The organism is Burkholderia sp. Bp9015 (assembly GCF_003853505.1).
Lineage (GTDB): Bacteria > Pseudomonadota > Gammaproteobacteria > Burkholderiales > Burkholderiaceae > Burkholderia.
Genome location: NZ_QTPZ01000043.1, coordinates 1 through 21,275 on the forward strand (window position 1 = coordinate 1; position 21,275 = coordinate 21,275).

The window sequence follows — 21,275 nt, forward strand, 5'->3', positions numbered from 1 at the left end:
AGCCACGTGATGCTGGTGGACCTGCGCGCGAAGAACATCACGGGCAAGGCAGCGGAAGCGGCGCTCGGCGCGGCGCATATCACGGTGAACAAGAACGCGATCCCGAACGATCCGGAGAAGCCGTTCGTGACGAGCGGCATCCGCCTCGGTTCGCCTGCGATGACGACGCGCGGCTTCGGTCCGGCGGAAGCGGAGAAGGTCGGCAACCTGATCGCCGACGTGCTGGAAGCACCGGAAGATGCCGCGACGATCGAACGCGTACGCGGTCTGGTCGCGGAGTTGACGCAGCGTTTCCCGGTCTACGGCTGAGACGCGGCAATCGGGTTCGACTGCCGACGCGGTTGAACCTCGCTCGTTCCGAAACGATGTAAAAAAATCCGGCTCGCACACCGCGAGCCGGATTTTTTGCGCTGCGTGCGAACCGGTGTCGCGTCACACGGTCGGATCGACGTTCGCCTCGAGTTCGCGAATACGCTCGTCGTTACGCGTGTCCTTGAGCACCGGCGGCCCGGCGAAGGACTTGCGCACGCCGAACCCGTACCAGATCACCATCAGCACGCCCACGAACGCGACGAGCACGTAGAGCACCTTCTCGTTCGGCGGCTGGATGCCGACGTACGCGAGCACGCACGCGCCCACCAGCGCGAGCAGCGCGCACGGCTTCGACCAGATGCCCAGCTGGAACGGGCCCTTTTCGGTCCACGTGCGCCCTTCGGCGAGCATCCCGGAACCGATCGGCATCGCATACGAGATGAACAGGAACACGGCGCTGCCCGCGCTCAGTACCGAGAACGCGTCGCCGTACAGCGTGACGACGATCGCGAGCACCGCGCAGGTCCAGATTGCCGGGCCGGGCGTCCGGTGATTGTGATTCACGCTGCGCAGCAGCTTCGACGCCGGCAGCCCGCCGTCGCGCGCGAACGCGTACATCATCCGCGACGTCGACATGATCGCGGCGAGCCCGCACACGTAGTTGATGAAGAACATCGCCAGCTCGAGGCAGACGCGCAAGGTCTTCGGGATCGGCGCGAGGATCGCTTCGAAGAATCCGGTGCCCTGTTTCATCGCGGCGGTCAGGTCGGGCATGACCAGCACAAACGTGCACACCATCACGTAGCCGAACACCGCGGACCAGAACACCGAGCCGATGATGCCGCGCGGCACGTTCTTCGCCGCGTCGTGCGTTTCTTCCGACGTATGCGCGGACGCGTCGAAACCGGTGATCGTGTAGGTCACCAGCAGCAGGCCGGACAGGAACGCGAGCGGCGTGGTCTGCTTCGGCCAGGCGCCGCCGTCGACGCCCGTGTAGTTGGTGAAGGTGACGAGCCGATGCAGGTCGAACGTGACCGGCGAGTAGACCAGCAGCGACACGACCAGCGCGATCGTCACGACGAAGATCAGGTAGCCGGACAGGTCGGTGATCTTGCTCGCGATCCGGATGCCGCGTGCGTTCAGGATCGCCTGCGAAATCGTGATGACCGTGATGAACGCGGTCTGATGCCACCACGTCAGGCTGTCCGGACCGACGCCGAACATCGGTGCGATCAGCGTCTTGAAGAACGGATCGTAGGTGCCGAAGTTGATCGCCGCGATCACGAAGATCAGGCCGATCAGGTTGAGCCACGCCGTCATCCACCCCCATTTCTTCCCGCCGAGGATCGCGCCCCAGTGATAAAGGCCGCCGGCGGTCGGAAACGCGGACGCGATCTGCGACATCGACACCGCGACGATCAGCGCGAACAGCGAGCCGAGCGGCCAGCCGAGGCCGACCGAGGCGCCGCCGGCTGCGGAGAACGCCAGTTGAAACGCGGTGATGCCGCCCGACAGAATGCAGATCACCGAAAACGACACGGCGAAGTTCGAGAAGCCGTTCATGCGTCTCGACAGCTCCTGCGCATATCCCATCTTGTGGAGGAGGCTTACGTCGCTGTCGATACCTGCATCAGGCTGGATTTTCGCATCCATATTCGCTCCGTCACGTATGTCCTGCGAGGCAGGACCGTCATCGCTGCCCGGGCCCGGTGCTGCGGCCCGCTCCTGGAATTCGTCGGCGGGCACGCGTTGTCATGCATCGATGGCGATCGCGTATCCGGTCCGATACGGAACGGTATGAAGCCAAATCTCGCGGCGATATCGGATTTCGGCAATCCGGCGAAACTCCGGACGGGTGCACCGTTCGGGGGCATTGCGTGGCGGGCTGAATATTTGTAAGGAATCCATGCGGATCGCGATGATCCGTACTTGTCGAAATGCGACAGCCGGGGAAAAAGTGCGCTCCCGTGAAGGGCGACATGGCCCGCAATCGCCTTCTGAAGTCGACCGCGCCCCGTGTCGCAATCCCGTGAGTCGGCCCGGCAGGGAACCTGGAGCGGCCTACTCGGCTTGCTGCTTGCCGGGTTTCTGTCCGAACCGCGCACGGTAGTCGCGCGGCGATATCCCGACCCGCTTCGCGAATGCACGTTGCAGCGCATCCACGCTGCCGAACCCCGAACGTTGCGCGACCCGTTCGAGCGGCCAGTCTGCCCGCTCCAGCAGCGCCTTCGCGCGCTCGACGCGTGCGGCCAGCACGAATTGCGCGGGCGGGAGCCCCGTCTCCTTGAGGAAATTGCGCGCAAACGTGCGCTCGCTCATGTGCAGGCGCGCGGCCAGCGCGGCGACGCCGAGGTCGCCGGTCGGGTCGTCGGCGATCGACGTGAGCAGCGCGCGCATCGGTGGCGTCGCGTTTGCCTGGATGTCGAGACCGACGCTGAACTGCGCCTGTCCGCCGGGACGGTGCATGAAGAGCACGAGCTCGCGCGCGACCGCGAGCGCGGTCGGCGCGCCGCAGTCGGCCTCGACGAGTGCGAGACACAGGTCGATGCCGGCCGTCACGCCGGCCGACGTATGAAACGGCGGATCGCTCACGTAGATCGCATCCGGCTCGACCCGCACGTCGGGGCAAAGCGCCTGCAGCGTCGCACACTGATTCCAGTGCGTGGTGGCGCGCTTGCCGTCCAGCCATCCGCCCGCGGCGAGCACGAACGCGCCCGTGCAGATGCTTGCGATCCGCCGCGTGCTCGCGATCCGCGTGCGCAGCCAGGGCAGCACGCCGGCGTTCGACGCCGCGTGCCGCAGCGCCGCTTCGCTGCCGCCTGCGACGATGATCGTGTCGATGGGCTCGGGCAACGCCGCAAGCGCGGTCGGGCCGGCAAGACGCAGGCCCGCGTGCGTGACGATGTCGTTGCCGTGTTGCGATGCGAGCGTGAGCCGATAGCGCGGGACATGCCCGGGAAGATGGCGGTTCGCGACCGCGAACACTTCCATCGGGCCGGTGATGTCGAGTGACTGGACGCCTTCGAAGCCGACGACGACGATGTCGCGTGCCGGACCGGTTGACTGGGGCATGGCGGAAAGTGCGGTGGAGTTGTCCTTGTGACCGCGTGCATGATCCTTGTAATTTTCCGCACATGCAATCGATTGACGCGGGTGGGCGATGCGGGAATGGAACAGAAACGGGGCGATGCGCGTGGCGGTTGCGCTGCTCGTGTGTGCGGTGCTGGGCGCGTGCATGTCGGGGCAGTCGGGGCAGTCGGCCGCGCACGGCGCACGAACGGTCACGCAAACGCTGAGCGTGAACGCACCGAAGGCGGGCCGTACGCGGCCGCTCGTTGCGATCGTCGCGGACAACGCCGGAACGGAGACGACCGATTTCATCGTTCCGTACGCGATTCTGAAGACGTCGGGCGCGGCCGATGTCGTGGCCGTGTCGGCCGACGCCGGCGCCGTCGAACTGATGCCCGCGCTGCGGATCCTGGCCGATACGACGTTCGACCGGTTCGACGCGGACGTGCCCCTCGGCGCGGACGTCGTGATCGTGCCGGCCTTGCATCGTGCCGACCGGCCGGCCGTGCTCGCGTGGCTGCGCAAACAGGCCGCTGCCGGCGCCACGATGGTGGCGATCTGCGATGGCGCGGCCGTGCTCGCGAACGCCGGGCTGCTGCGCGATCGCATCGCGACCGCGCACTGGTATTCGCGCGACGGGCTGCGTCGCCGTTTTGCCGAAACGGCGTGGGTCGACGATCGCCGCTACGTGATGGACGGCAACGTGATGACGACGAGCGGCGTGTCGGCGTCGATTCCCGCGTCGCTTGCGCTGGTGAATGCGCTGGCGGGGCCGGTGGCCGCGCGCGAAACGGCACGCGACATCGGCGCGCACGGATGGAGCGACGTTCACGACGGCAGCCGGTTCGGGTTGACCGCGCGTGCCGTGGCGACCGCACTGACGAATCGCGTCGCGTTCTGGCGGCATCGGACCTTCGATCTGCCTGTCGCGAGCGGATTCGACGAACTTCCGGTTGCGCTCACCGCGGATGCGTGGGCGCGGACGTGGCGCAGCGACATCGTCGCAACGGCGGACGCGCACGTGATCGAATCGAAGCACGGGCTGCGCTTGCTGACGCAACCGGCCGATGCCGGCCACGCGCGCGTGACGATTCCGGACGGGCGGCGCGGCGAAGCGGTGCTGCCCGGTGTGCTCGGCGACGTCGCGGCGAGCTACGGCGACGCGACGTCGGACTGGGTGGCGCTGCAACTGGAGTATGCGAGGTAGCGGGTGCCGGGCTTGCGCGTTACCGGGCGCAAACCGTGCTCCGACGCCGGAAACGGCCCGAACGGGATGATGTGCCGATCGACGAGCCCGGCCTGTGCCAGCGGACATGCGTGCAGCACTTCGCGCGCACTTCGCGCTTTCCACCGACTTGCATTCGGCGTTTGATCGCGACGCCCGGGCGGCCACGCGTCGAAACGTCGGTTTCGAGCATGAACGTGGACGCGCGCGATGCTTCGTTACATGCGGGCTGCGCTCAGACCGTCGCCGTGCGCCGCGCCGTCAGCCGGTTCCACAGCATCCCGGCGCGGCTTCCGCTTCGACAGTAGGCGAGCACCGGCTTCGGCAGCGCATCGATCAGCGCGCCGAACGCGTCGACTTCCGCATCGCCGATCCGGTCGCGTTCGACCGGCAGATAGCGCGCGTCGAGGCCCAGTTCGCGGGCGGCGGCGGCGATTGCTTCGAACGCCGGTTGATCGGCGCTTTCGCCGTCCGGCCGGTTGCAGATCACCGCGCGAAAGCCGGCGCTGCGGATCGCTTTCAGGTCCGCCGGCGTGATCTGTCGCGACGCGGTGAACCCGGTCGCTGCCGCGGCCCGGCATTGCTCGAGCGCGCGCGCGAAACATGCGATCGCGAAATCGACGTCCTGTTCCGTCGTGAAGCGGCCGAAGCTGATCCGCACCGTGCGGCCCGCGGCTTGCTCGTCGAGGCCGATCGCGGTCAGCACGTGGGACGGCACGCCGCTGGTCGAGTTGCATGCGGAGGTCGACGACACGGCGAGCGCATCGCCGAGCATGAACGGGAAGAAGCCCGGCACGTTCACCGTGAGGCTCAGCGTGTGCGGGATGCGGCGTGCCGCTGCCGCGTTGTGCGTGATGTCGCCGAGCGCGAGCAGCGCGTCCTTCAGGCGTGCGCTGAGTGCCGCGATCCGCGTGGCTTCGCGCTCGAGTTTCTCGGCGGCCAGTTCGCACGCCACGCCCATCCCGACGATCTGGTGCGTCGCGAGCGTGCCCGAGCGCAGGCCGCGCTCGTGCCCGCCGCCGTGGATCTGCGGCGCGATGCGCTCGGCGATCTCGCGGCGGACGAACAGCGCGCCGATGCCCTTGGGGCCGTACACCTTGTGCGCGGACATCGACAGCAGGTCGATGCCGAGCGCGCGCACGTCGATCGGCGTCTTGCCGAGCGCCTGCGCGGCGTCGACGTGCAGCAGCGCGCCGGCCGCATGCACGATGCGCGAGATCGCGCCGATGTCGGTCAGCGTGCCGAGTTCGTTGTTGACGAGCATCAGCGACACGAGGCCCGTATCGGGGCCGATCGCCGCGGCCACGGCGTCGACGGTGATTTCGCCGTCGGCGGTGGGTGTCAGGTAGGTCGCGGTCATGCCGCGCTTCGACAGGTTCGCCATCGTGTCGAGGATCGCCTTGTGTTCGATGCGGCTCGTGACGAGGTGGCGCTTGCCGGTCGCGGTCTCCGCGTAGCCCTTCAGCGCGAGGTTGTTCGATTCGGTGGCGCCCGACGTCCAGACGATCTCGTCGGCCTGCGCGCCGATCAGCGCGGCGACCTGCGCGCGTGCGTGCTCGACCTTTTCCTTCGCGAGCCGGCCGGCGGCGTGCGAACTCGACGCGGGATTGCCGAAGATGCCGTCGGCACCGAGGCAGGCCGTCATCGCTTCGATCACGCGGGGATCCGCGGGGGTGGTGGCTGCGTAGTCGAGGTAGTGCAGCGGGGTGGTATCGCTCATGTCCTTCTCTGGTTCTTTCTCTTCGGAATGGGAGAAATGATACGAGGGAGGACGGGGAAAAAGGATCCAAAGTTGGCTGTGAATTCAGAGCGATGTGGAATAACGTTTTCTTTTTGTTTGATACGGGGGAATTTGTTTTCGTCTGGACCTGACGGAAGATCGGGAATTGTTCATGCGGATGCCGGCGCGGCCGGGCGCTGCCGATGGGCGTTGCCCGGCCTGCCTGCGACGTATCGGATGTCCGTGAACGCCTTGAGGGGCGCGTCGATCACGTCAACTCGTCTTGATCGGGCTGATTCGATAAACGATGCGCGTCCTGCACCCAGGCATGCAGCGCTTGCTCATATTTCGTGGGGATCGTAATCGTGAGCGTGGTGAGGTGCGTGACGTTGCCCGGTAGTTCCAGATATCGCTGCCACGCCTTGCGAACGAGCTGCGACATTGCCGAGCGGTTCATACCCAGTTTCGCGGCCAGCTCGCGCTGTGGGCGGCCCTTCACGAAAATCTCGTGCAGGGCCCATTGGTTCAACGGTTTGATGCGGGTATCTTGAAGCCGCAGCAGTCGGAACTGTTCGGCGGTCATGCGTCGTGTCTTCAGCATTCAGGGGCGCCCGGAGTTCGGAATGGAAGAAACGAGCGTCGCGCCGCACGAAGTCTTGTGACCGTCGAATGCGGCGGCCCGACCTTCGACGTCGAAGGCAGTGTCGCCGGCGGCAATCGTGCAGGTGCCGTGGATCGGACACGAACACGTGTCGCCGAAGCGCGCGACCGCGCGCCCCATGACCTTGCTGATGTCGGCGCCGGACTCGACCCGGCCGCCGTGGGTATGGCTGTCGCCTACCCGGATGATTCCTCGCATATGACTCGTCCTCTCGATGATTCGGGCGGCATTGGCGTTTTACTCGCCACATGCCGCGGTGCTGGTTTGCATCACCACGAATAGCCTTGCATGCCGTAGTCGGTGTCGTGTCGACGTCCCCACCAGGGGAGGTACGCGTTGTTGCCGCCGCGTGCACGGAACCAGTCTTGGTCCGGATCGATCGGGGTGAGCTTCGACGGTGGTCTGACGACGACGGCGACGGGGTGCTCGGGGTCGGTCGTGCCGGCTACCAAGGCGTTGCCGCCGAAGTGGTTGATCCGGCCGATTGCGAGTGCGACATCGGTCAATGCGCTGCCGGTTCCCATGTCGCCGAGCAGGGCGGCCGTGTTGAAGGTCTGATTCGTGTGGTCGTATTCAGGGAGGGTTTCGGTCAAGGTTTGCGCGAGGGAGACAACGCGTAACGACGCTGCGTCGCTGGGTACACCTGCGTCGTGGACGATGTAATTCAGGTCCGTGACCGCGACACCGGCATTGCGTGCTGCTTCGTCGATCGTGGCTTTCCATGCCTGCACGGCACGTGTCGTGCCGACCTTCGGCGAAAAATCGTGCGTGTTGCCGGTTGCGGCCTTGCCGATCCAGGCGAGCGGCTCGCGCTCGGTGTTGAAGTTCGGGCCGGCGAGGAACAGCACGACGAGGTTCTCGTTGATCTGCGCATCCGTGGGCGGGAAGTTCGGGGCGTCCCAATTCATCGCCCATACGGTCTTGTCGGGGTTCGCCTGCAAGTAATCCAACGCGTTGTTCAGCGATGTGAAGCCGGCGTTTGCGCCGCCTTGAGTGATTTGTACGTCGGGAGGCGTGTCGCGGCTCCACATCGTCGGGAAATGCGGATTTCCGATCAAGAAGGTATCTGCAATTTCCTTGGTCAAAAACTCCCTCGACTCGGCGATTTCGAGTCGTTCAGGGATTGCCTGCTCAACGTGGATGCCTGCCAGCTCGCGCCAATCCTGAGAGTTCTCGGATTTAACCGTGTAGAAGTACGATGCATTCATCGCGTAGCGGTTGCGTAGCAGATCCAGGAATTCTTCCATGTACTTATGGTAGAAGCCCTTGAACGTTTCCTGCCCCTCGTTGCCGTACGCAATGCCGGCTACTGATTGCACTGTAGTAAAGGACTTCGGATCCGTGCGGACCATATCGTCATTCTTGTTTGGTGCTACAAGCCCCTGCGCCCAAAGCAATTGCCACTCTGTGGGATAGTCCTTGCGTTGCAACGGATTCAGCCAGATCAGGCCGATGACCTGGGCAATGATCGGCTTCGCCGTTTTTTCTATAGCAGGTGCTGCATTCGCTGCTGGCTTCAGAGTGGAGCCGGCGTGCGCAGCGCGCATCGCAGCCGTGGTGAACAGAAGCACCATAAGAGCGACCAAACCAGGTAAGAGAACCAATCGTTTCATCCAATCACCTATTTCCAGATGTGCCGGGTCGGGTTGTTCTACGTACGCGACCAGCGAAGCCATGAACAGGATAGTGATCAGCCATGCCGAAACGGCAAATGCGATTCGGCGCGGCCATGTAGCAATCAGTGCCGTCATATCAAGTCTCCGGCCTTCAGATAGAACTCACCTTCGCGTTCATCCAAGATCGTGCCTGGTAGGTTGCCCTCACTGTTTTCTGCATGAACCCATTTATGCATGGGGAGTCCATCGACGGTGCCGGATTTGAAGTACTTCGCAAATTTCTTGTTCCGATCGTCATCCGAGATTCCACTTGCCATGCGCCAGTCGGCTTGAACGCGCAGCGCGTTGATCTGCTTTTCCGTCAGATAGCACAGGCCCACAGCGACGTCATACGCAAGCGCCTTTTCGGCATGCTCTGGGTTGGTCATCGTCGTCGAGTGATTCGTCGGGCTGTTGGTCGTGCCGCGATCGAGCCAACCGACGATCTGTTTGTCGCGCCAATCCTTGTAGCCTTCGGGCATCGCGCTTTTGCCGTCCTCGCCGATCACGTGGCCGTCGCCGTCGAGCCATTCGGTGTTTAGCGTCCGACGCGCTTCCATTCGCATCAGCGCGCGGTCCTCGTAACGTTGTCCGGCTTCCGTTGCGGCCGTACCTTGAGCGACGCTGTCCTGGTTCTTCGCCTTGTACTGGTCGTACGGATCGTCAGCGCGCTTGTCCGCGTCAGCCTTGTTCGCGTCGCGCCATGCAGCCGGCGGATCGTTGCCTTCGTTGAAGTCGCTGATCGCGTCGCCGTCCTTGGTCGCGACTGACTTGCCGAATCGCAATGCCTTCGGCGGGAATGGCTCGTCAAGCGCCGGGGCATCCGCAACTACCGTCCAGCCCTTCGGCGGATCGGCGTTCACACGGAGCATGTTCAATGCCGAACTGATGCCGGTCACGACGAACATGAGTGGCGCGGTCACGAGCGTCGCCGCCACACCGAACACAGACTCGTTCCCTCTGATCGCACCCACCAGATTGAATTTGGCTGGCGGCGACGGCGGATACCAGAACCCCGGCTTCGTTCCTTGTTTGCCGTGTCGCCAATCGTCTTCCCAATACCGGTACGGTTTCTGCACGCCGACCGCGAAACCCGATGCAAACACGCGCTGCGTCAGGATACCGGCCGCGCCGATATCGTCGAGTTCGTGCTTACTGATGCCGCGCCAGCCGATCCCTTGCACCGTCACCGCCGAAATCACCTGATCGTGCGGACAGCAATATGCGGTGACGCGGCCATACGTCGATTCATTCAGCCCGTGCCTCGCGCGATCCTCTTGCGCCGCATAAGACCGCTTGCTCGTAGGCGATACCCGCTCGTTTTCCATGTCCTCATCGATTTTGTCGGCAGGCTGTTCGTAAGCTTTTCGAGCACCGATGATCGACAGGAATGTGCCGAATGTCTTCGTGCGCGCAGCGTAGGTTTGTCGTCCACGCCGGCCGCTGCCGTCTTTCGTCGCGCGTTGCGACCAGGTATCCATGAATGTGTCGGACTTGTTCGGGCCGTCAGCATTGGCGAGACTGTACGGTGCGTTCGCCAGCACGTAGGCGTCCGCCACGCAGTGGCCCGTGCGCCCCCACGGATCTTCGACATCGGGGAATGCGTCGCCGAAGAACGCCGCCGTGAGGCCCACGATATTTCCTTGGCTGTGGCATACGACGGTAATCGGGACATCGGCCTGCATGCTTCGGATCGACTCGATCAGTCTGGCCAAGCGCAGCGCCGCGAGTACGCCATACGCTCGAGGCGGCGCGCGGTACAGCGGCCGATTGGTCGGATTGATGCCTTGCACGGTCATCCAGCCCATCGTTCGATCATCCAGCCCGCCGTGCCAAAGATCGGGCAGACTGGCACAGCCGTTCGTGAACGGGCCGCCGCCCCAATAGTCTTTTTCGTTGAGAAAGATCTTGTCGCCGTACTCCTTCAATTCCGCAGCTGTCGCGCGATAGCCCCAGCGGAAATGAATGACGGGCGAGAACGACGGCTCGGGCTTGATGTAGTTTCCGGACCAGAGCTTCGGATTGAGAAACCCATCCGGCGTCACACTCTCCGTGTACTTCGCGGGCGTCAGTTGTCCGGCATCGATACCGTGATACATCATCTGATCGTCCAGACGTCCGAGCCTGCGATTCAGGCCTTTGCACAGCCCTTCCTCCGACGCCTCGAACCATTCGCCTTCGGAATTCACCCCATGCACGAAGATCACGATACCGGGCAAGGGCAATTGCTTGATGCAGATGAGCGGCGTGTTCTTCGCAAACATCGTCACGCCTTCGCCCCGGCCGACGACGATCGGCGGCGGTGCCGGCCGCGACACAGCTACGTCGTCAGCATTAACTTTCGCCGCAGGTTGGTCGCGATGAGCAGTCGCCATCAGCGGCGGGTCAAGAAATGAATCAGTCATGCAGTTTCCTTCGCGATCCTATGTATTGTTTTTGATGAACTGCACCGCCAGTCTCTCGAACTGGTCAGCATCGACAGCCGGAAGTTGGCCGGCCGCATCGCTCGACAAGTTCGATAGCGGTCCGGACGGCCTTTTGATCTCGCCCTCGAATCCCGCAGCCGCGTTGCCGTCGGTGGATCGGACCAGCTTCGGTACTCGGCCAAGCGTGTCCTGACCAAACTTCGGCATATCCGCACTCATGCTCGCAGGCCCGTCCCACACATGCCCCGCCGACTTCACCGTGAATGTCCCCGGACATCCCAGTTCGATATCCCCGCCGCGCAGCTTGAGATACGCGCCACCGGACGTGACGAACACGACTTCATCGCTCGCCGTGCCGACGAGGTTTCCGCCACTGGCCGTCAACTGAAGGTTCTTCGCCGAATCGACTTGCGTATCGTCGTGCTGCGATTGAATCGTGACCTTCCCTCGATTCGCGATCGCCGACACGCCGTCGCTGTGCGCGAACATCGCGACGCCACGACCGGCATGCAGCTTGATGCGCTCGCCGCTGCTGACCTGAACGTGTTGCTGCGCGATCTGATCGATGTTCTCGCCCGCATACATGACGTGCGTTCTGGGCGTGACGTTGAGCGACCCCGACTGCGCGCCGAACGCGATCAACGCGGGCGCATCGCCGGTCGCACCGGGCCGCGCACCGTCAGGCGTCCAGTTGCGGAACGCATCGGCGACGTTGCCCTGACCGGCGGTATCGGCCGACTGTCCGCCATGCTCGCCGGCATAGTCGCCGAGCGATTTGAACAGCGCCGTGCATTCGTCGAGCAGCCGAATCAGTTCGTCTCGATCGAGCTGACCGCCGGTGGCCCGTGTGCGCGCATAGGTCGACAACAGGATGCCCTGCGCCGCGCGCAGAGCCGCGGCGGCGTCGGTGCGCAGCTCGGCACCTTCGCCGCGATCTTTCCCGTGTCCGCTTTCGCGCGGCTGCGTCAGATAGCCGAGATTCAGTTGGGTATGCGCATGTTCGCTCGCCAGCTGCGCCGAGATTTGCGACGGCGTATCGTCGAGACGAAGCTGGTTGTATCGCCGGCCGTTGATTTCCTTGGTCTTGATGCCCGACAGGAAGCGGTTGCCGGGGAGCGCGCCCGTATGGGTGAACGTCACGGGCGGGTTCGCGCCGTTGCTCAGCACGCCGATGATGACGAGCCGGTCCGGATCGCCGGACAGACATCCCAGCAGCACTTCCATGCCGACGCGCGGCAGGAAGAGCGCGCCGAAGTTGCCGCCGGCGAGGCTTGTACCGACGCGAATCGGCGCACTGTCGCCGGCCCGGCCGTTCGTTCCGGCGCCTTGCGCGTGCGCGTGATCGGCCGGATCGTGCCCGTGGATCAGCACGCGCACGCGGCCGGCCCCGTCGCAAAACACTTCCTCGCCCTGCGCGCCGACGATCGTGCCGGTCAGCAGGTGCACCGGCGGTACGTCGACCTTCGGATCATAGGCGGGCTTGAGCGGCACGCCGCGGCGCACGCACGTGAAACGGTTTTCATAGCGCGTGTCGGTTTGCTCCGGCAGATCGACAGGTGCCGGCGCAGCCGTTTGCGCGAGGTTCCGGCTCGCCGCGAACAATGTGTGCGCGCGGCCCGCGAGCGGCTTCGGCAGGTTGTTCCAGATATCGTGCCGAACCGACGTGACGACGAACTGGCGACGATCGGCCGGCCGCATGTCCAGCTCCGGGTCGCCCGTCAGCGTGAACCAGTGGCCGACGGGCAGGTCGCGTACGCTGCTGATTCCGTCGTAACGCTCGGCTTCGAACTGATGCGCCAGTATCCGGTCGCGCGTGATGCGATCGTGATCGCGCCATGAGTCGCCGACGTGCGGGATGTCGATCGCGACGTCCGTCAGCAGGCGCGCAAGGTCGTTCCCGGCTTCGCCCTGGTCAAGGTCCGTGACAGCGGTGGAGTCATCTGCACGGGCTGGCTTGTAGTCCCAGGACGCGCGGCGGACCTGGCCGGGAGACACGCTCTGGCAGTGCGCAAAAAGCGTCACCGTGTCGCGTTGTTCGGTTCCGGCGTCGCGCGGGTGAAGCCGCAGCGTACCGGCCGGCGCTTCCTTCAGGCGATGCGGGTCGTCGCAGAACACGAGCGTATGAATCGGCCACGCGTCGTTCATGCCGCGCGCGCCTCCGGCCGGCTCGGCCTTCGCGAAGACCGTGATGCCTTCCCGGCGCAGCAGACGCCGGATGAAACGAGCGTCCGACTCGTTGACCTGCCGCGTGAGTTCGCGCACCGGATAGCGATCGGCCTGCAAGCCGGACAGGTCGAAATCGAATGCGCGCGCGAGTGCGTGGCTGCGCAGTTTCCACTCGTTCATCAGCGTCGCGAGAATCTCCGTCACGTGGCGCGATCGGAATACGCGGGCGTTGGTGCGACGGTCCATCAACGACAGCGCGTCACACACGTGCAATTGATAGACGGTCAGTTCGCCGTCGGATTGACCGGTTCGCACTTCACGCACGATCGCATTGATCGCGCGCGTACTGCCGCGGTCCGTCGTCAGCCGGACCGATACGGGCAGGCCGAGAAACAGCGTCGGCGACAGATGATCGTGGCTCGACACGCAGGTCAGCTCGCCGTCGATGCCGGACATCAGGCCTTCGCGGATATCGGCGTGATGGAGCGCAAGCAAGTGGCCGACCGCGCGCTGCGCCCGGCCGAAATGGAGATCGACGGGTCGCGAGTTCCCGTCGGTCAGACTGGACGCAAATTCCCGAAATGTTCTTGCTATCGACATCGCCATAATCTCATTGCTTTTTTATTGATTAGGATTTGTTTGAAATGTGGTCCTGTTTGAATTGAAAAAATCGGATCGAAAATTCGCGTCGAGAATATCAAGCTTGTCGGTCTCGATAAATGTATTTTTGTTTTTGTCTGGCTGGATGATTGGTTTGAAACGGTATTTTTCTTTTTCGGCGATTCGGATGATTTTGAAAGGTCTCTTATTGATCGGTAAAAAGGGCGGGCGCAAGGTGGTTCTGTCAGATTGTGTGGTTGTCGTGCAGGTCTTTTTATTTAAATAAAATCGATTTATGGATTTCGAAGATAGGATCCGTCTGATATCGAAGAAAATGGCGGCGTATTGCGCTGACGAAAAACGTGTGGACGGATTGCTTCGTGCCTGCTCGGAGCGCATCTGCCGGTTGCCGGTCTCGTCATTCGCCGCATCCTGATCGGCGCGCGGCCGGGCGGCGCGCCGAACCGCGTTCATCGGCCGCGCAAGCGGCGTCGCGTGCGGGCCTCGCTGATGTCTATGAGGGATTCCCCCGTAACCGAGGAAGGAGCGCTGCTTCAACGCTGCCGCCGTTCGCACAGCGCTTCTCCATCGACCTTTCCCGCCTGCCGCACCCGATTATTTGCGTTTCGCGAATGGCGCGTTCGCCGGTTGTTCCATACCCGATCCGCCTGCGCGCACCTATCGTTCGGGCGTCGGCTGATTGAATTCGACGCCTGCAACCGGAACGAAGCCGGACAGGCGGCCGCCACTTCCTCGCGACTCACGTCGCGTCGCACACCCAAGACAACGGACCTGGCCGATGCGCGGACGCCCCGGCGCGCGCAAGCGGACCAATCCACGGAGACAGACATGAAAGCAAACGAGTGGGATACCTCCTATGAGTGGAAGGCGGTGACGCTGCTGGCGCTCGGCTTCGGCCTGGTCGGCCTCGACCGCTGGCTCATCGCGCCGCTGTTCCCTTCGATCATGAAGGACCTGCACCTGAGCGCGCAGGACGTCGGCAACTGCATCGGCGTGCTCGGCCTGTCGTGGGGCATCTTCGCGGCGCTGATGGGCGGCATCTCCGACAAGGTCGGCCGCCGCAAGGTCCTGATCCCCGCCATCATCGCGTTCTCGCTGCTGTCCGGCTTCTCGGGCCTCGCGGGCGGCTTGCTCGGCCTGATCGCGATCCGCGGGCTGATGGGCGTCGCCGAAGGCTCGTTCTGCCCGACCAGCTTCGCGGCCACCGCCGACGCGTCGCACCCGCGGCGGCGCGGCCTGAACCTCGGGCTGCAGCAAAGCGGCTTCGCGCTATTCGGGCTGGCGCTGTCGCCGATCATCGCGACCCAACTGCTCAACGTCGTGTCGTGGCGCTGGGTGTTCGCGCTCGTGGCCATTCCCGGGCTGATCCTCGGCGCGATCATGTTCTTCGTGATCCGCGAACCGAAGCGCGCGAAGGAGGTCGTGTCGGAGCACGCGCCGGCGTCGCTCGGCCATGTGCTCAAGAGCCGCAACATCCTCGTCGCGATGGCCGCCCTGTGTTGCGCGATGACCGGCGTGTTCGTGCTCGGCGCGCTGCTGCCGCTGTACCTGACGGATTACCTTGCGCTCGGCACGCAGAAGATGGGCCTCGTGGTGTCGGCGATCGGCTTCGGCGGCTTTCTCGGGCAGTTCGGGCTGCCGGGGCTGTCCGACGTGGTGGGCCGCCGCCTCGCGAGCATCGCGGGCTTCGCCGGCACGGCGGTGATGCTCTACATCTTCCGCGGCCTCGGCCCGCAACCGGTCGTGCTGTTCGTTGTCCTGTTCGTCGCGTCGTTCTTCACGCTCGGGCTGGTGTCGCTGCTGTCGGGCCCCGTCGCGACCGAAGCCGCGCCCGTCGGCCTCGTGTCGACGTCGATCGGCGTGGTGGTCGGTTGCGGCGAGATCTTCGGCGGCGGCATCGCGCCGGCGATGGGCGGCTACGTCGCCGCGCACTTCGGGATCCAGAACATTCTGTGGCTGCCGATGGGGGCGGTGCTGCTCGGCATCGTGGTCAGCATGCTGCTGCGGGAGACGGCCCCGGCCGTGTTGCAGCGCCGCGTAGGCGTGCAGCCGGAGCTGTCGGCGGGCAAGCAGCCGTAACGTGCCCCGCGGTCATGCGCGCAGCCGGCGGGATTGACACCCGTCAGGTGACAGTGTGACGCGTTCGGCGTGACCCACCCGGCCGGCAGGTGCGGTTAGACTGCCGGTTTGGCTTTCGGGAAAGGTGCGGCATGGACCGGTTTCTGAGCATCGAGGCGTTCGTCAGGGTCGCGGAGGCGAGCAGCTTCGCGGAAGCGGCGCGGCAGCTTGGGGTCACCAGTTCGGTCGTGACGAACCGCATCCAGCAACTGGAGAAGTTCGTCAACGCGCCGCTGTTCCATCGCAGCACGCGCCACGTGCGGCTGTCCGAAGTGGGCGAGACCTTCTACCGCGAATGCGCGGAAGTCGTGGGGCGCGTCAACGAGCTGACCGACCAGATGCGCGAGCTGCGCGCGACGCCGACCGGGCGGCTGCGCATCCAGATGCTGCCCGGCTTCGCGCTCGATCACTTCGGCGTGCCGCTCGCCGAATTCAATCGCCGCTATCCGGGCATCCAGCTCGACATCATCGTCAATGACCGTGTCGTGGACCCTGTCGAAGAAGGGTTCGACATCGCGTTCCAGATCTTTCCGCCGATATCCGAGTCGCTGATCGAGCGGCGCCTGTTCGTGGTCCGACGCCTGTTCTGCGCGTCGCCGGCCTACCTCGACGCGCATGGTGCGCCACAACATCCGCGCGAATTGCTGCAGCACACCACGGCGCTGTATTCGGGTTATCCATCACGCAACCGCTGGACGCTGACACGCGGCGACGAGGTCGTCGAAATGGAGCTGCCGGGCATGATCCGCTCGAACTCCGTGCACCTGCTGCGCGAGTACGCGCTGACGGGCGGCGGCGTCGTGTGCCTGCCCACGCTGGTCGCGAGCGACGCGCTTGTCGCGGGCCGGCTGGTGCCCATCCTCACCGACTTCCAGATCGCGCCGCTGAGCTTCGCCGCCGTTTATCCCGCAACGCAGCGACAGGCGCTGAAGGTGAAGGCGCTGGTCGAATTCCTCGTCGAATACATCGGCGACGAGTCGCCGTGGGATCGTCCGCTGCTGGAGCGCGGCTGGGTTCGTTGAGCGAAGCGATTATTCGCGAAACGCAAATGCCGTAGTCGCGCTCCGTTGCCTTGTTGACGGGCGTCGTCGCCCCTAAAGTTGAATCCAACAAGCGGTTCAACTCAGGAGACAGCAATGACCGACACGGCATTCCACACCGTCTTTGGCTCGCTCGACGGCTACACGAAGGGCGAGATCGAAATCACCAGCGGCAGCGCAAAACACTACGCGTTCTCGAACGTCTTCGAGATCGCATCGAAGTCGGCCCCCTACGAAAAGGTCGTCGCCGGCAAGAACCTCGAATACGTGATCGAAGTGCTGCGCACCGAAGGCCAGTCGCCGTGGTTCGCGTGCGCGCACGACGAGTTCGCGATCCAGATGGACGGCGAAGTCCGCATCGACTTCATCAAGCTCGACAACCCGCCCGCCACCGGCCGCGGCACCGTGAACGCCGGCACGCAGCCGGCGGGCCGCGAGATGGGTTATGTCGTGCTGCGCAAGGGACACCAGGCACTGCTGCCGGCCGGCTGCGCGTATCGCTTCACCGCCAGCAAGCCGGGCGTCGCGCTCGTGCAGACCGTGCTCGGCGAGCTGTCCGTCGAGAAGTGGGCCGACATCTGCCTGCACTGATCGATTCGATCGCGAAGATTCAACTATTCCAGGAGACACGTTATGGCCACCCTCGAGACCCTCGATCTTTCCGCAGGCTTCGGCGCCGATCTGGTGCAGGCCACGCAAGCCGATGCCGTCACCGGTTACCGCCGCTTCCACCTCGGTGAATTCGCGTTCCAGCGCGACGAGTATTTCGTGAAAATCAGCTGGCCGGCGAAAGGCCAGACCCGCACGCACGCGATCCCCGCGGACGCATTCCTGCGCGCGATGATGCGCGACGTCGCGTGGGGCTTCTTCTACGGCTGGGTGAATTTCGATCACGTGTTCGGCACGCGCAATCACTACGGCAAGGTCGACGTCTATGCGGGCACGTTCAACGGAATCCTGAAGGAAGCCGGCGTCGACTACACCGAGACGTTCGAAACGCCGACGATCATGGCGACCTTCAAGGCGATGCTGCACGACTGGACCAACGAAGGCTTCGATCCGTTCGCGGCGCCGGAGGAAACCGGCACGGCGTTCGGGCGCAAGCACGGCGAGAACGGCTCCGCGATCGAACGCACGCGCATCGCGACGCGCCGCATGCCGGGCCTCGAAGGCGACTCGCCGCTGCGCGACGATCTGCCGGTCAACCGCGCGTTTCTCGACGTCGCTCAGGACGAGCCGGAAGTGCACGTGAAGCCGGGCTTCGAAGGCGAGCTGCATGCGTTCAACCTGTTCAAGTACCTGTCGCGTTCGGACGTGACGTGGAATCCGTCGGTGACCTCCGTGTGCGGGCGCAGCCTGTTCTGCCCGACCACCGAGGAATTCATCCTGCCGGTATTCCACGGCAACGACCGCGTCGAATGGTTCCTGCAACTGTCCGACGAAATCGTGTGGGACATCGGCGACAAGAACACCGGCGCGCCGCGCGCGCGCGTCACGATGCGCGCCGGCGACATCTGCGCGATGCCCGCCGACATCCGGCACCAGGGCTACTCGACGAAGCGTTCGATGCTGCTGGTCTGGGAAAACGCGACGCCGAACCTTCCGCAGCGATACGAGAGCGGCGAGCTGGCGCCGTATCCGATCGAGTTCTGAGCCGCGCCGGCTCGCACAAGCACACCATCGAGGACGATTCATGCAAACCCAACTTTTCATCGACGGCCGTTTCGTCGACGCCGTCGAGCGCGGCACGATCGACGTGCTCAATCCGCATGACGGCTCGCTGATCACGAAGATCGCCGCCGCCACCGCGGCGGACGTGGACCTCGCGGTCGAAGCCGCGACCCGCGCGTTCCCGAAGTGGTCGGCGATGCCGGCGGCCGAGCGCGGCCGGCTGCTGTTGCGCCTCGCCGACGCGATCGAAGCCAACGCGGAGGAACTCGCGCAGCTCGAATCGCTGGACACCGGCCACCCGATCCGCGATTCGCGCGCGCTCGACGTGCCGCGCACGGCCGGCTGCTTCCGCTACTTCGGCGGCATGGCCGACAAGCTGCAGGGCTCGGTGATTCCGGTCGAAACCGGCTTCCTGAACTATGTGCAGCGCGCGCCGATCGGCGTCGTCGGCCAGATCGTGCCGTGGAATTTCCCGCTGATGTTCACGAGCTGGAAGATGGGCCCGGCGCTGGCGGCAGGCAACACCGTCGTGCTCAAGCCGTCGGAGATCACACCGCTGTCGACGCTGCGCATCGTCGAACTGATGGCCGAAGTCGGGTTTCCCGAAGGCGTCGTCAATATCGTTCCCGGCTACGGTCATACGGCCGGCCAGCGTCTCGCCGAACACCCCGGTGTCGGGAAGATCGCGTTCACCGGTTCGACGGCGACGGGCCGCCGGATCGTCGAGGCGTCGCAGGGCAACCTGAAGCGCGTGCAGCTGGAACTCGGCGGCAAGGGCGCGAACATCGTGTTCGACGACGCGAACCTCGACGCCGCCATCAACGGCGCCGCGTGGGCGATCTTCCACAACCAGGGGCAGGCGTGCATCGCCGGTTCGCGGCTCGTGCTGCATGAGCGCATCGCCGACGAATTCCTCGAGCGCTTCGTGTCGCTGGCGTCGTCGATTCGCGTCGGCAACCCGCTGGACCCGGACACCGAGATGGGTCCGCTGACGTCGAAGCAGCATCTCGACCGCGTGCTGTCGTTCGTCGACGTCGCGCGCGAGCAGGGCGGCCGCGTGCTCGCGGGCGGCAGCGTGCCGCAGGACGCGGCACTCGCGAACGGTTACTACGTGCGCCCGACCGTCATCGAAGCGAAGAGCGCCGCCGACCGCGTCGCGCAGGAGGAAGTGTTCGGCCCGTTCGTCACCGTGCTGCGCTTCGGCAGCGACGAGGAAGCGCTGGCGATCGCCAACGCGACCGAATATGGGCTCGGCAGCGGCCTCTGGACCAACGATCTCTCCCGCGCGCACAGGATGGCGTCGCGGATCGACGCGGGCATGTGCTGGATCAACTGCTACAAGCGCGTCAATCCGGGCAGCCCGTTCGGCGGCATCGGCAAGTCGGGCTACGGCCGCGAGATGGGTTTCGAGGCGATGCACGACTACACGGAAGCGCGCTCGGTGTGGGTCAACGTCGACGGCAAGGTGCCGCCGCACTTCAAGCGCTGAGGCCGAGATGGAGCGCTTCGTCTATCAGGGAACGCCGTCCCGCGTCGTGTTCGAATGGGGCGCGCTCGAACGGCTGCCGGACGAGTTGTCCGCGCTCGGCGCGCAGCGGGCGCTGATTCTGTCGACGCCCGAGCAGCAGCCGCTCGCCGAACGCGTCCGGGACGTGCTCGGCGAGCGTGCGGCCGGCGTGTGCGCGCAGGCCGTGATGCACGTGCCGGTCGAGGTGGCGCGGGCCGCGCGCGAGATGGCCGCCGAGCTGGGCGCGGACTGCTGCATCGCGATCGGCGGCGGCTCGACGATCGGGCTCGGCAAGGCGATTGCGCTCGAGTCGTCGCTGCCGATCCTCGCCTTGCCGACGACTTACGCGGGCTCGGAGATGACGCCGATCTTCGGGCTCACGGAAGGCCGGCTCAAGCGCACCGGACGCGATGCGCGCGTGTTGCCGCGTACGGTGCTGTATGACCCGTCCCTGACGCTGTCGCTGCCGCCGGGGATTTCCGCCGCGTCGGGCGTCAATGCGATGGCGCATGCGGTCGAGGCGCTCTACGCGGAAGATGCGAACCCGGTGATCAGCCTGATGGCCGAGGAGTCGATTCGTGCGCTCGGCGAAGCGCTGCCCGCGATCGTGCGCGCGCCCGACGACCGCGAGATGCGCAGCCGCGCGCTGTATGGCGCTTGGCTCGCCGGCACGTGCCTGGGTGCGGTCGGTATGGCGCTGCATCACAAGCTTTGTCATACGCTCGGCGGCACCTTCAACCTGCCGCACGCACAGACGCACGCCGCGATGCTGCCGCATACCGCGCACTACAACCATGCGGCGGCGCCCGACGCGCTGCGCCGCGTCGCGCGGGCGCTGGGCGGCACCGACGCGGCCGACGCCGGCCCGCTGCTGTTCCGGTTGAACCGGCAACTGGGCTTGTCGGCGGCGCTGGCCGACATCGGAATGCCGGAAGCGGGCCTCGAGGAAGCCGCCGACCTCGCGTGCCGGAACCCGTACGCGAATCCGCGGCCGATCGAGCGCGCGCCGATCCGCGAGTTGCTTCAGCATGCGTGGGAAGGGCGCGAGCCGCAGTGAGCGGCCGGCTGCATACAAAGGAGACGA

The 21,275-nt window shown here is 65.0% G+C and carries 16 protein-coding genes and 1 pseudogene; 8 read left to right on the forward strand and 9 right to left on the reverse strand.

Annotated features, from left to right (window positions below; translation table 11 throughout):
• Positions 1–309: pseudogene (gene glyA / locus DIE12_RS32305) on the forward strand (serine hydroxymethyltransferase); the annotation flags it as partial.
• Between the two features lie 123 nt (positions 310–432).
• Here the strand turns inward: glyA and DIE12_RS32310 are convergent.
• Entirely contained in the window at positions 433–1,965 is a 1,533-nt protein-coding gene (locus DIE12_RS32310) for an amino acid permease (protein ID WP_124489854.1), read from the reverse strand.
• A gap of 408 nt (positions 1,966–2,373) precedes the next feature.
• Positions 2,374–3,384, reverse strand: coding sequence for a GlxA family transcriptional regulator (locus tag DIE12_RS32315; protein WP_124489855.1), 1,011 nt, complete (start codon positions 3,382–3,384; stop codon positions 2,374–2,376).
• An 88-nt stretch (positions 3,385–3,472) separates the two neighbouring features.
• Between DIE12_RS32315 and DIE12_RS32320 the strand changes: the two genes are divergently transcribed.
• Positions 3,473–4,588: a DJ-1/PfpI family protein gene (locus DIE12_RS32320; RefSeq protein WP_124489856.1), complete on the forward strand. Its 1,116-nt coding sequence runs from the start codon at positions 3,473–3,475 to the stop codon at positions 4,586–4,588.
• Positions 4,589–4,841: 253 nt separating this feature from the next.
• On the opposite strand, the gene DIE12_RS32325 is transcribed toward DIE12_RS32320, so the two are convergent.
• The 7 genes from DIE12_RS32325 to DIE12_RS32355 form a co-directional block, all read right to left on the reverse strand.
• Positions 4,842–6,326 carry an aminotransferase class V-fold PLP-dependent enzyme gene (locus tag DIE12_RS32325; RefSeq protein WP_124489857.1) on the reverse strand — a complete coding sequence of 495 codons (1,485 nt, stop codon included), beginning with the start codon at positions 6,324–6,326 and terminating at the stop codon, positions 4,842–4,844.
• Positions 6,327–6,594: 268 nt separating this feature from the next.
• Complete coding sequence (locus DIE12_RS32330; RefSeq protein WP_124523316.1) at positions 6,595–6,909, reverse strand: TrfB-related DNA-binding protein; 315 nt, start codon at positions 6,907–6,909, stop codon at positions 6,595–6,597.
• An 18-nt stretch (positions 6,910–6,927) separates the two neighbouring features.
• Positions 6,928–7,185, reverse strand: a complete 258-nt coding sequence (locus DIE12_RS32335) for a PAAR domain-containing protein (RefSeq protein WP_124523318.1) — start codon at positions 7,183–7,185, stop codon at positions 6,928–6,930.
• Between the two features lie 71 nt (positions 7,186–7,256).
• Complete coding sequence (locus DIE12_RS32340; RefSeq protein ID WP_260429065.1) at positions 7,257–8,738, reverse strand: virulence factor; 1,482 nt, start codon at positions 8,736–8,738, stop codon at positions 7,257–7,259.
• A complete protein-coding gene (locus DIE12_RS32345; RefSeq protein WP_124551507.1) occupies positions 8,735–11,047 on the reverse strand; it encodes a DUF3274 domain-containing protein in 2,313 nt (770 codons plus the stop codon). The genes DIE12_RS32340 and DIE12_RS32345 overlap by 4 nt, the downstream gene beginning before the upstream one ends.
• 18 nt (positions 11,048–11,065) lie before the next feature.
• Complete coding sequence (locus DIE12_RS32350; RefSeq protein ID WP_124489247.1) at positions 11,066–13,834, reverse strand: type VI secretion system Vgr family protein; 2,769 nt, start codon at positions 13,832–13,834, stop codon at positions 11,066–11,068.
• Between the two features lie 21 nt (positions 13,835–13,855).
• The gene (locus DIE12_RS32355; protein WP_124489248.1) at positions 13,856–14,410 is read right to left on the reverse strand and encodes a hypothetical protein; all 555 of its coding nucleotides are present in this window, start codon (positions 14,408–14,410) and stop codon (positions 13,856–13,858) included.
• A gap of 273 nt (positions 14,411–14,683) precedes the next feature.
• Here DIE12_RS32355 and DIE12_RS32360 point away from each other — a divergent pair, with 273 nt between their 5' ends.
• From DIE12_RS32360 to DIE12_RS32385, 6 genes are all read left to right on the forward strand, one after another.
• The gene (locus tag DIE12_RS32360) at positions 14,684–15,934 is read left to right on the forward strand and encodes an MFS transporter (protein WP_124489249.1); all 1,251 of its coding nucleotides are present in this window, start codon (positions 14,684–14,686) and stop codon (positions 15,932–15,934) included.
• 131 nt (positions 15,935–16,065) lie between these two features.
• A complete protein-coding gene (locus DIE12_RS32365) occupies positions 16,066–16,995 on the forward strand; it encodes a LysR family transcriptional regulator (RefSeq protein WP_044848336.1) in 930 nt (309 codons plus the stop codon).
• A gap of 114 nt (positions 16,996–17,109) precedes the next feature.
• Positions 17,110–17,604: a hydroxyquinol 1,2-dioxygenase gene (locus tag DIE12_RS32370; RefSeq protein ID WP_124523322.1), complete on the forward strand. Its 495-nt coding sequence runs from the start codon at positions 17,110–17,112 to the stop codon at positions 17,602–17,604.
• 42 nt (positions 17,605–17,646) lie between these two features.
• Positions 17,647–18,666, forward strand: coding sequence for a hydroxyquinol 1,2-dioxygenase (locus tag DIE12_RS32375; RefSeq protein ID WP_124489251.1), 1,020 nt, complete (start codon positions 17,647–17,649; stop codon positions 18,664–18,666).
• Between the two features lie 40 nt (positions 18,667–18,706).
• Positions 18,707–20,173 (forward strand): aldehyde dehydrogenase family protein, encoded by a 1,467-nt coding sequence (locus DIE12_RS32380; protein ID WP_124523323.1) that lies wholly within the window; start codon positions 18,707–18,709, stop codon positions 20,171–20,173.
• A 7-nt stretch (positions 20,174–20,180) separates the two neighbouring features.
• Positions 20,181–21,248 carry a maleylacetate reductase gene (locus tag DIE12_RS32385; RefSeq protein WP_124523324.1) on the forward strand — a complete coding sequence of 356 codons (1,068 nt, stop codon included), beginning with the start codon at positions 20,181–20,183 and terminating at the stop codon, positions 21,246–21,248.
• Positions 21,249–21,275: the final 27 nt, after the last annotated feature.

Excerpts from the sequence above, each read along its gene's own strand:
- DIE12_RS32375 (WP_124489251.1), top strand. The coding sequence starts at position 17,647 with ATGGCCACCCTCGAGACCCTCGATCTTTCCGCAGGCTTCGGCGCCGAT.
- DIE12_RS32330 (WP_124523316.1), bottom strand. The coding sequence starts at position 6,909 with ATGACCGCCGAACAGTTCCGACTGCTGCGGCTTCAAGATACCCGCATC.
- DIE12_RS32380 (WP_124523323.1), top strand. The coding sequence starts at position 18,707 with ATGCAAACCCAACTTTTCATCGACGGCCGTTTCGTCGACGCCGTCGAG.
- DIE12_RS32340 (WP_260429065.1), bottom strand. The coding sequence starts at position 8,738 with ATGACGGCACTGATTGCTACATGGCCGCGCCGAATCGCATTTGCCGTT.
- DIE12_RS32320 (WP_124489856.1), top strand. The coding sequence starts at position 3,473 with ATGCGGGAATGGAACAGAAACGGGGCGATGCGCGTGGCGGTTGCGCTG.
- DIE12_RS32370 (WP_124523322.1), top strand. The coding sequence starts at position 17,110 with ATGACCGACACGGCATTCCACACCGTCTTTGGCTCGCTCGACGGCTAC.
- DIE12_RS32350 (WP_124489247.1), bottom strand. The coding sequence starts at position 13,834 with ATGTCGATAGCAAGAACATTTCGGGAATTTGCGTCCAGTCTGACCGAC.
- DIE12_RS32310 (WP_124489854.1), bottom strand. The coding sequence starts at position 1,965 with ATGGATGCGAAAATCCAGCCTGATGCAGGTATCGACAGCGACGTAAGC.
- DIE12_RS32325 (WP_124489857.1), bottom strand. The coding sequence starts at position 6,326 with ATGAGCGATACCACCCCGCTGCACTACCTCGACTACGCAGCCACCACC.
- DIE12_RS32345 (WP_124551507.1), bottom strand. The coding sequence starts at position 11,047 with ATGACTGATTCATTTCTTGACCCGCCGCTGATGGCGACTGCTCATCGC.
- DIE12_RS32315 (WP_124489855.1), bottom strand. The coding sequence starts at position 3,384 with ATGCCCCAGTCAACCGGTCCGGCACGCGACATCGTCGTCGTCGGCTTC.
- DIE12_RS32385 (WP_124523324.1), top strand. The coding sequence starts at position 20,181 with ATGGAGCGCTTCGTCTATCAGGGAACGCCGTCCCGCGTCGTGTTCGAA.
- DIE12_RS32335 (WP_124523318.1), bottom strand. The coding sequence starts at position 7,185 with ATGCGAGGAATCATCCGGGTAGGCGACAGCCATACCCACGGCGGCCGG.
- DIE12_RS32365 (WP_044848336.1), top strand. The coding sequence starts at position 16,066 with ATGGACCGGTTTCTGAGCATCGAGGCGTTCGTCAGGGTCGCGGAGGCG.
- DIE12_RS32360 (WP_124489249.1), top strand. The coding sequence starts at position 14,684 with ATGAAAGCAAACGAGTGGGATACCTCCTATGAGTGGAAGGCGGTGACG.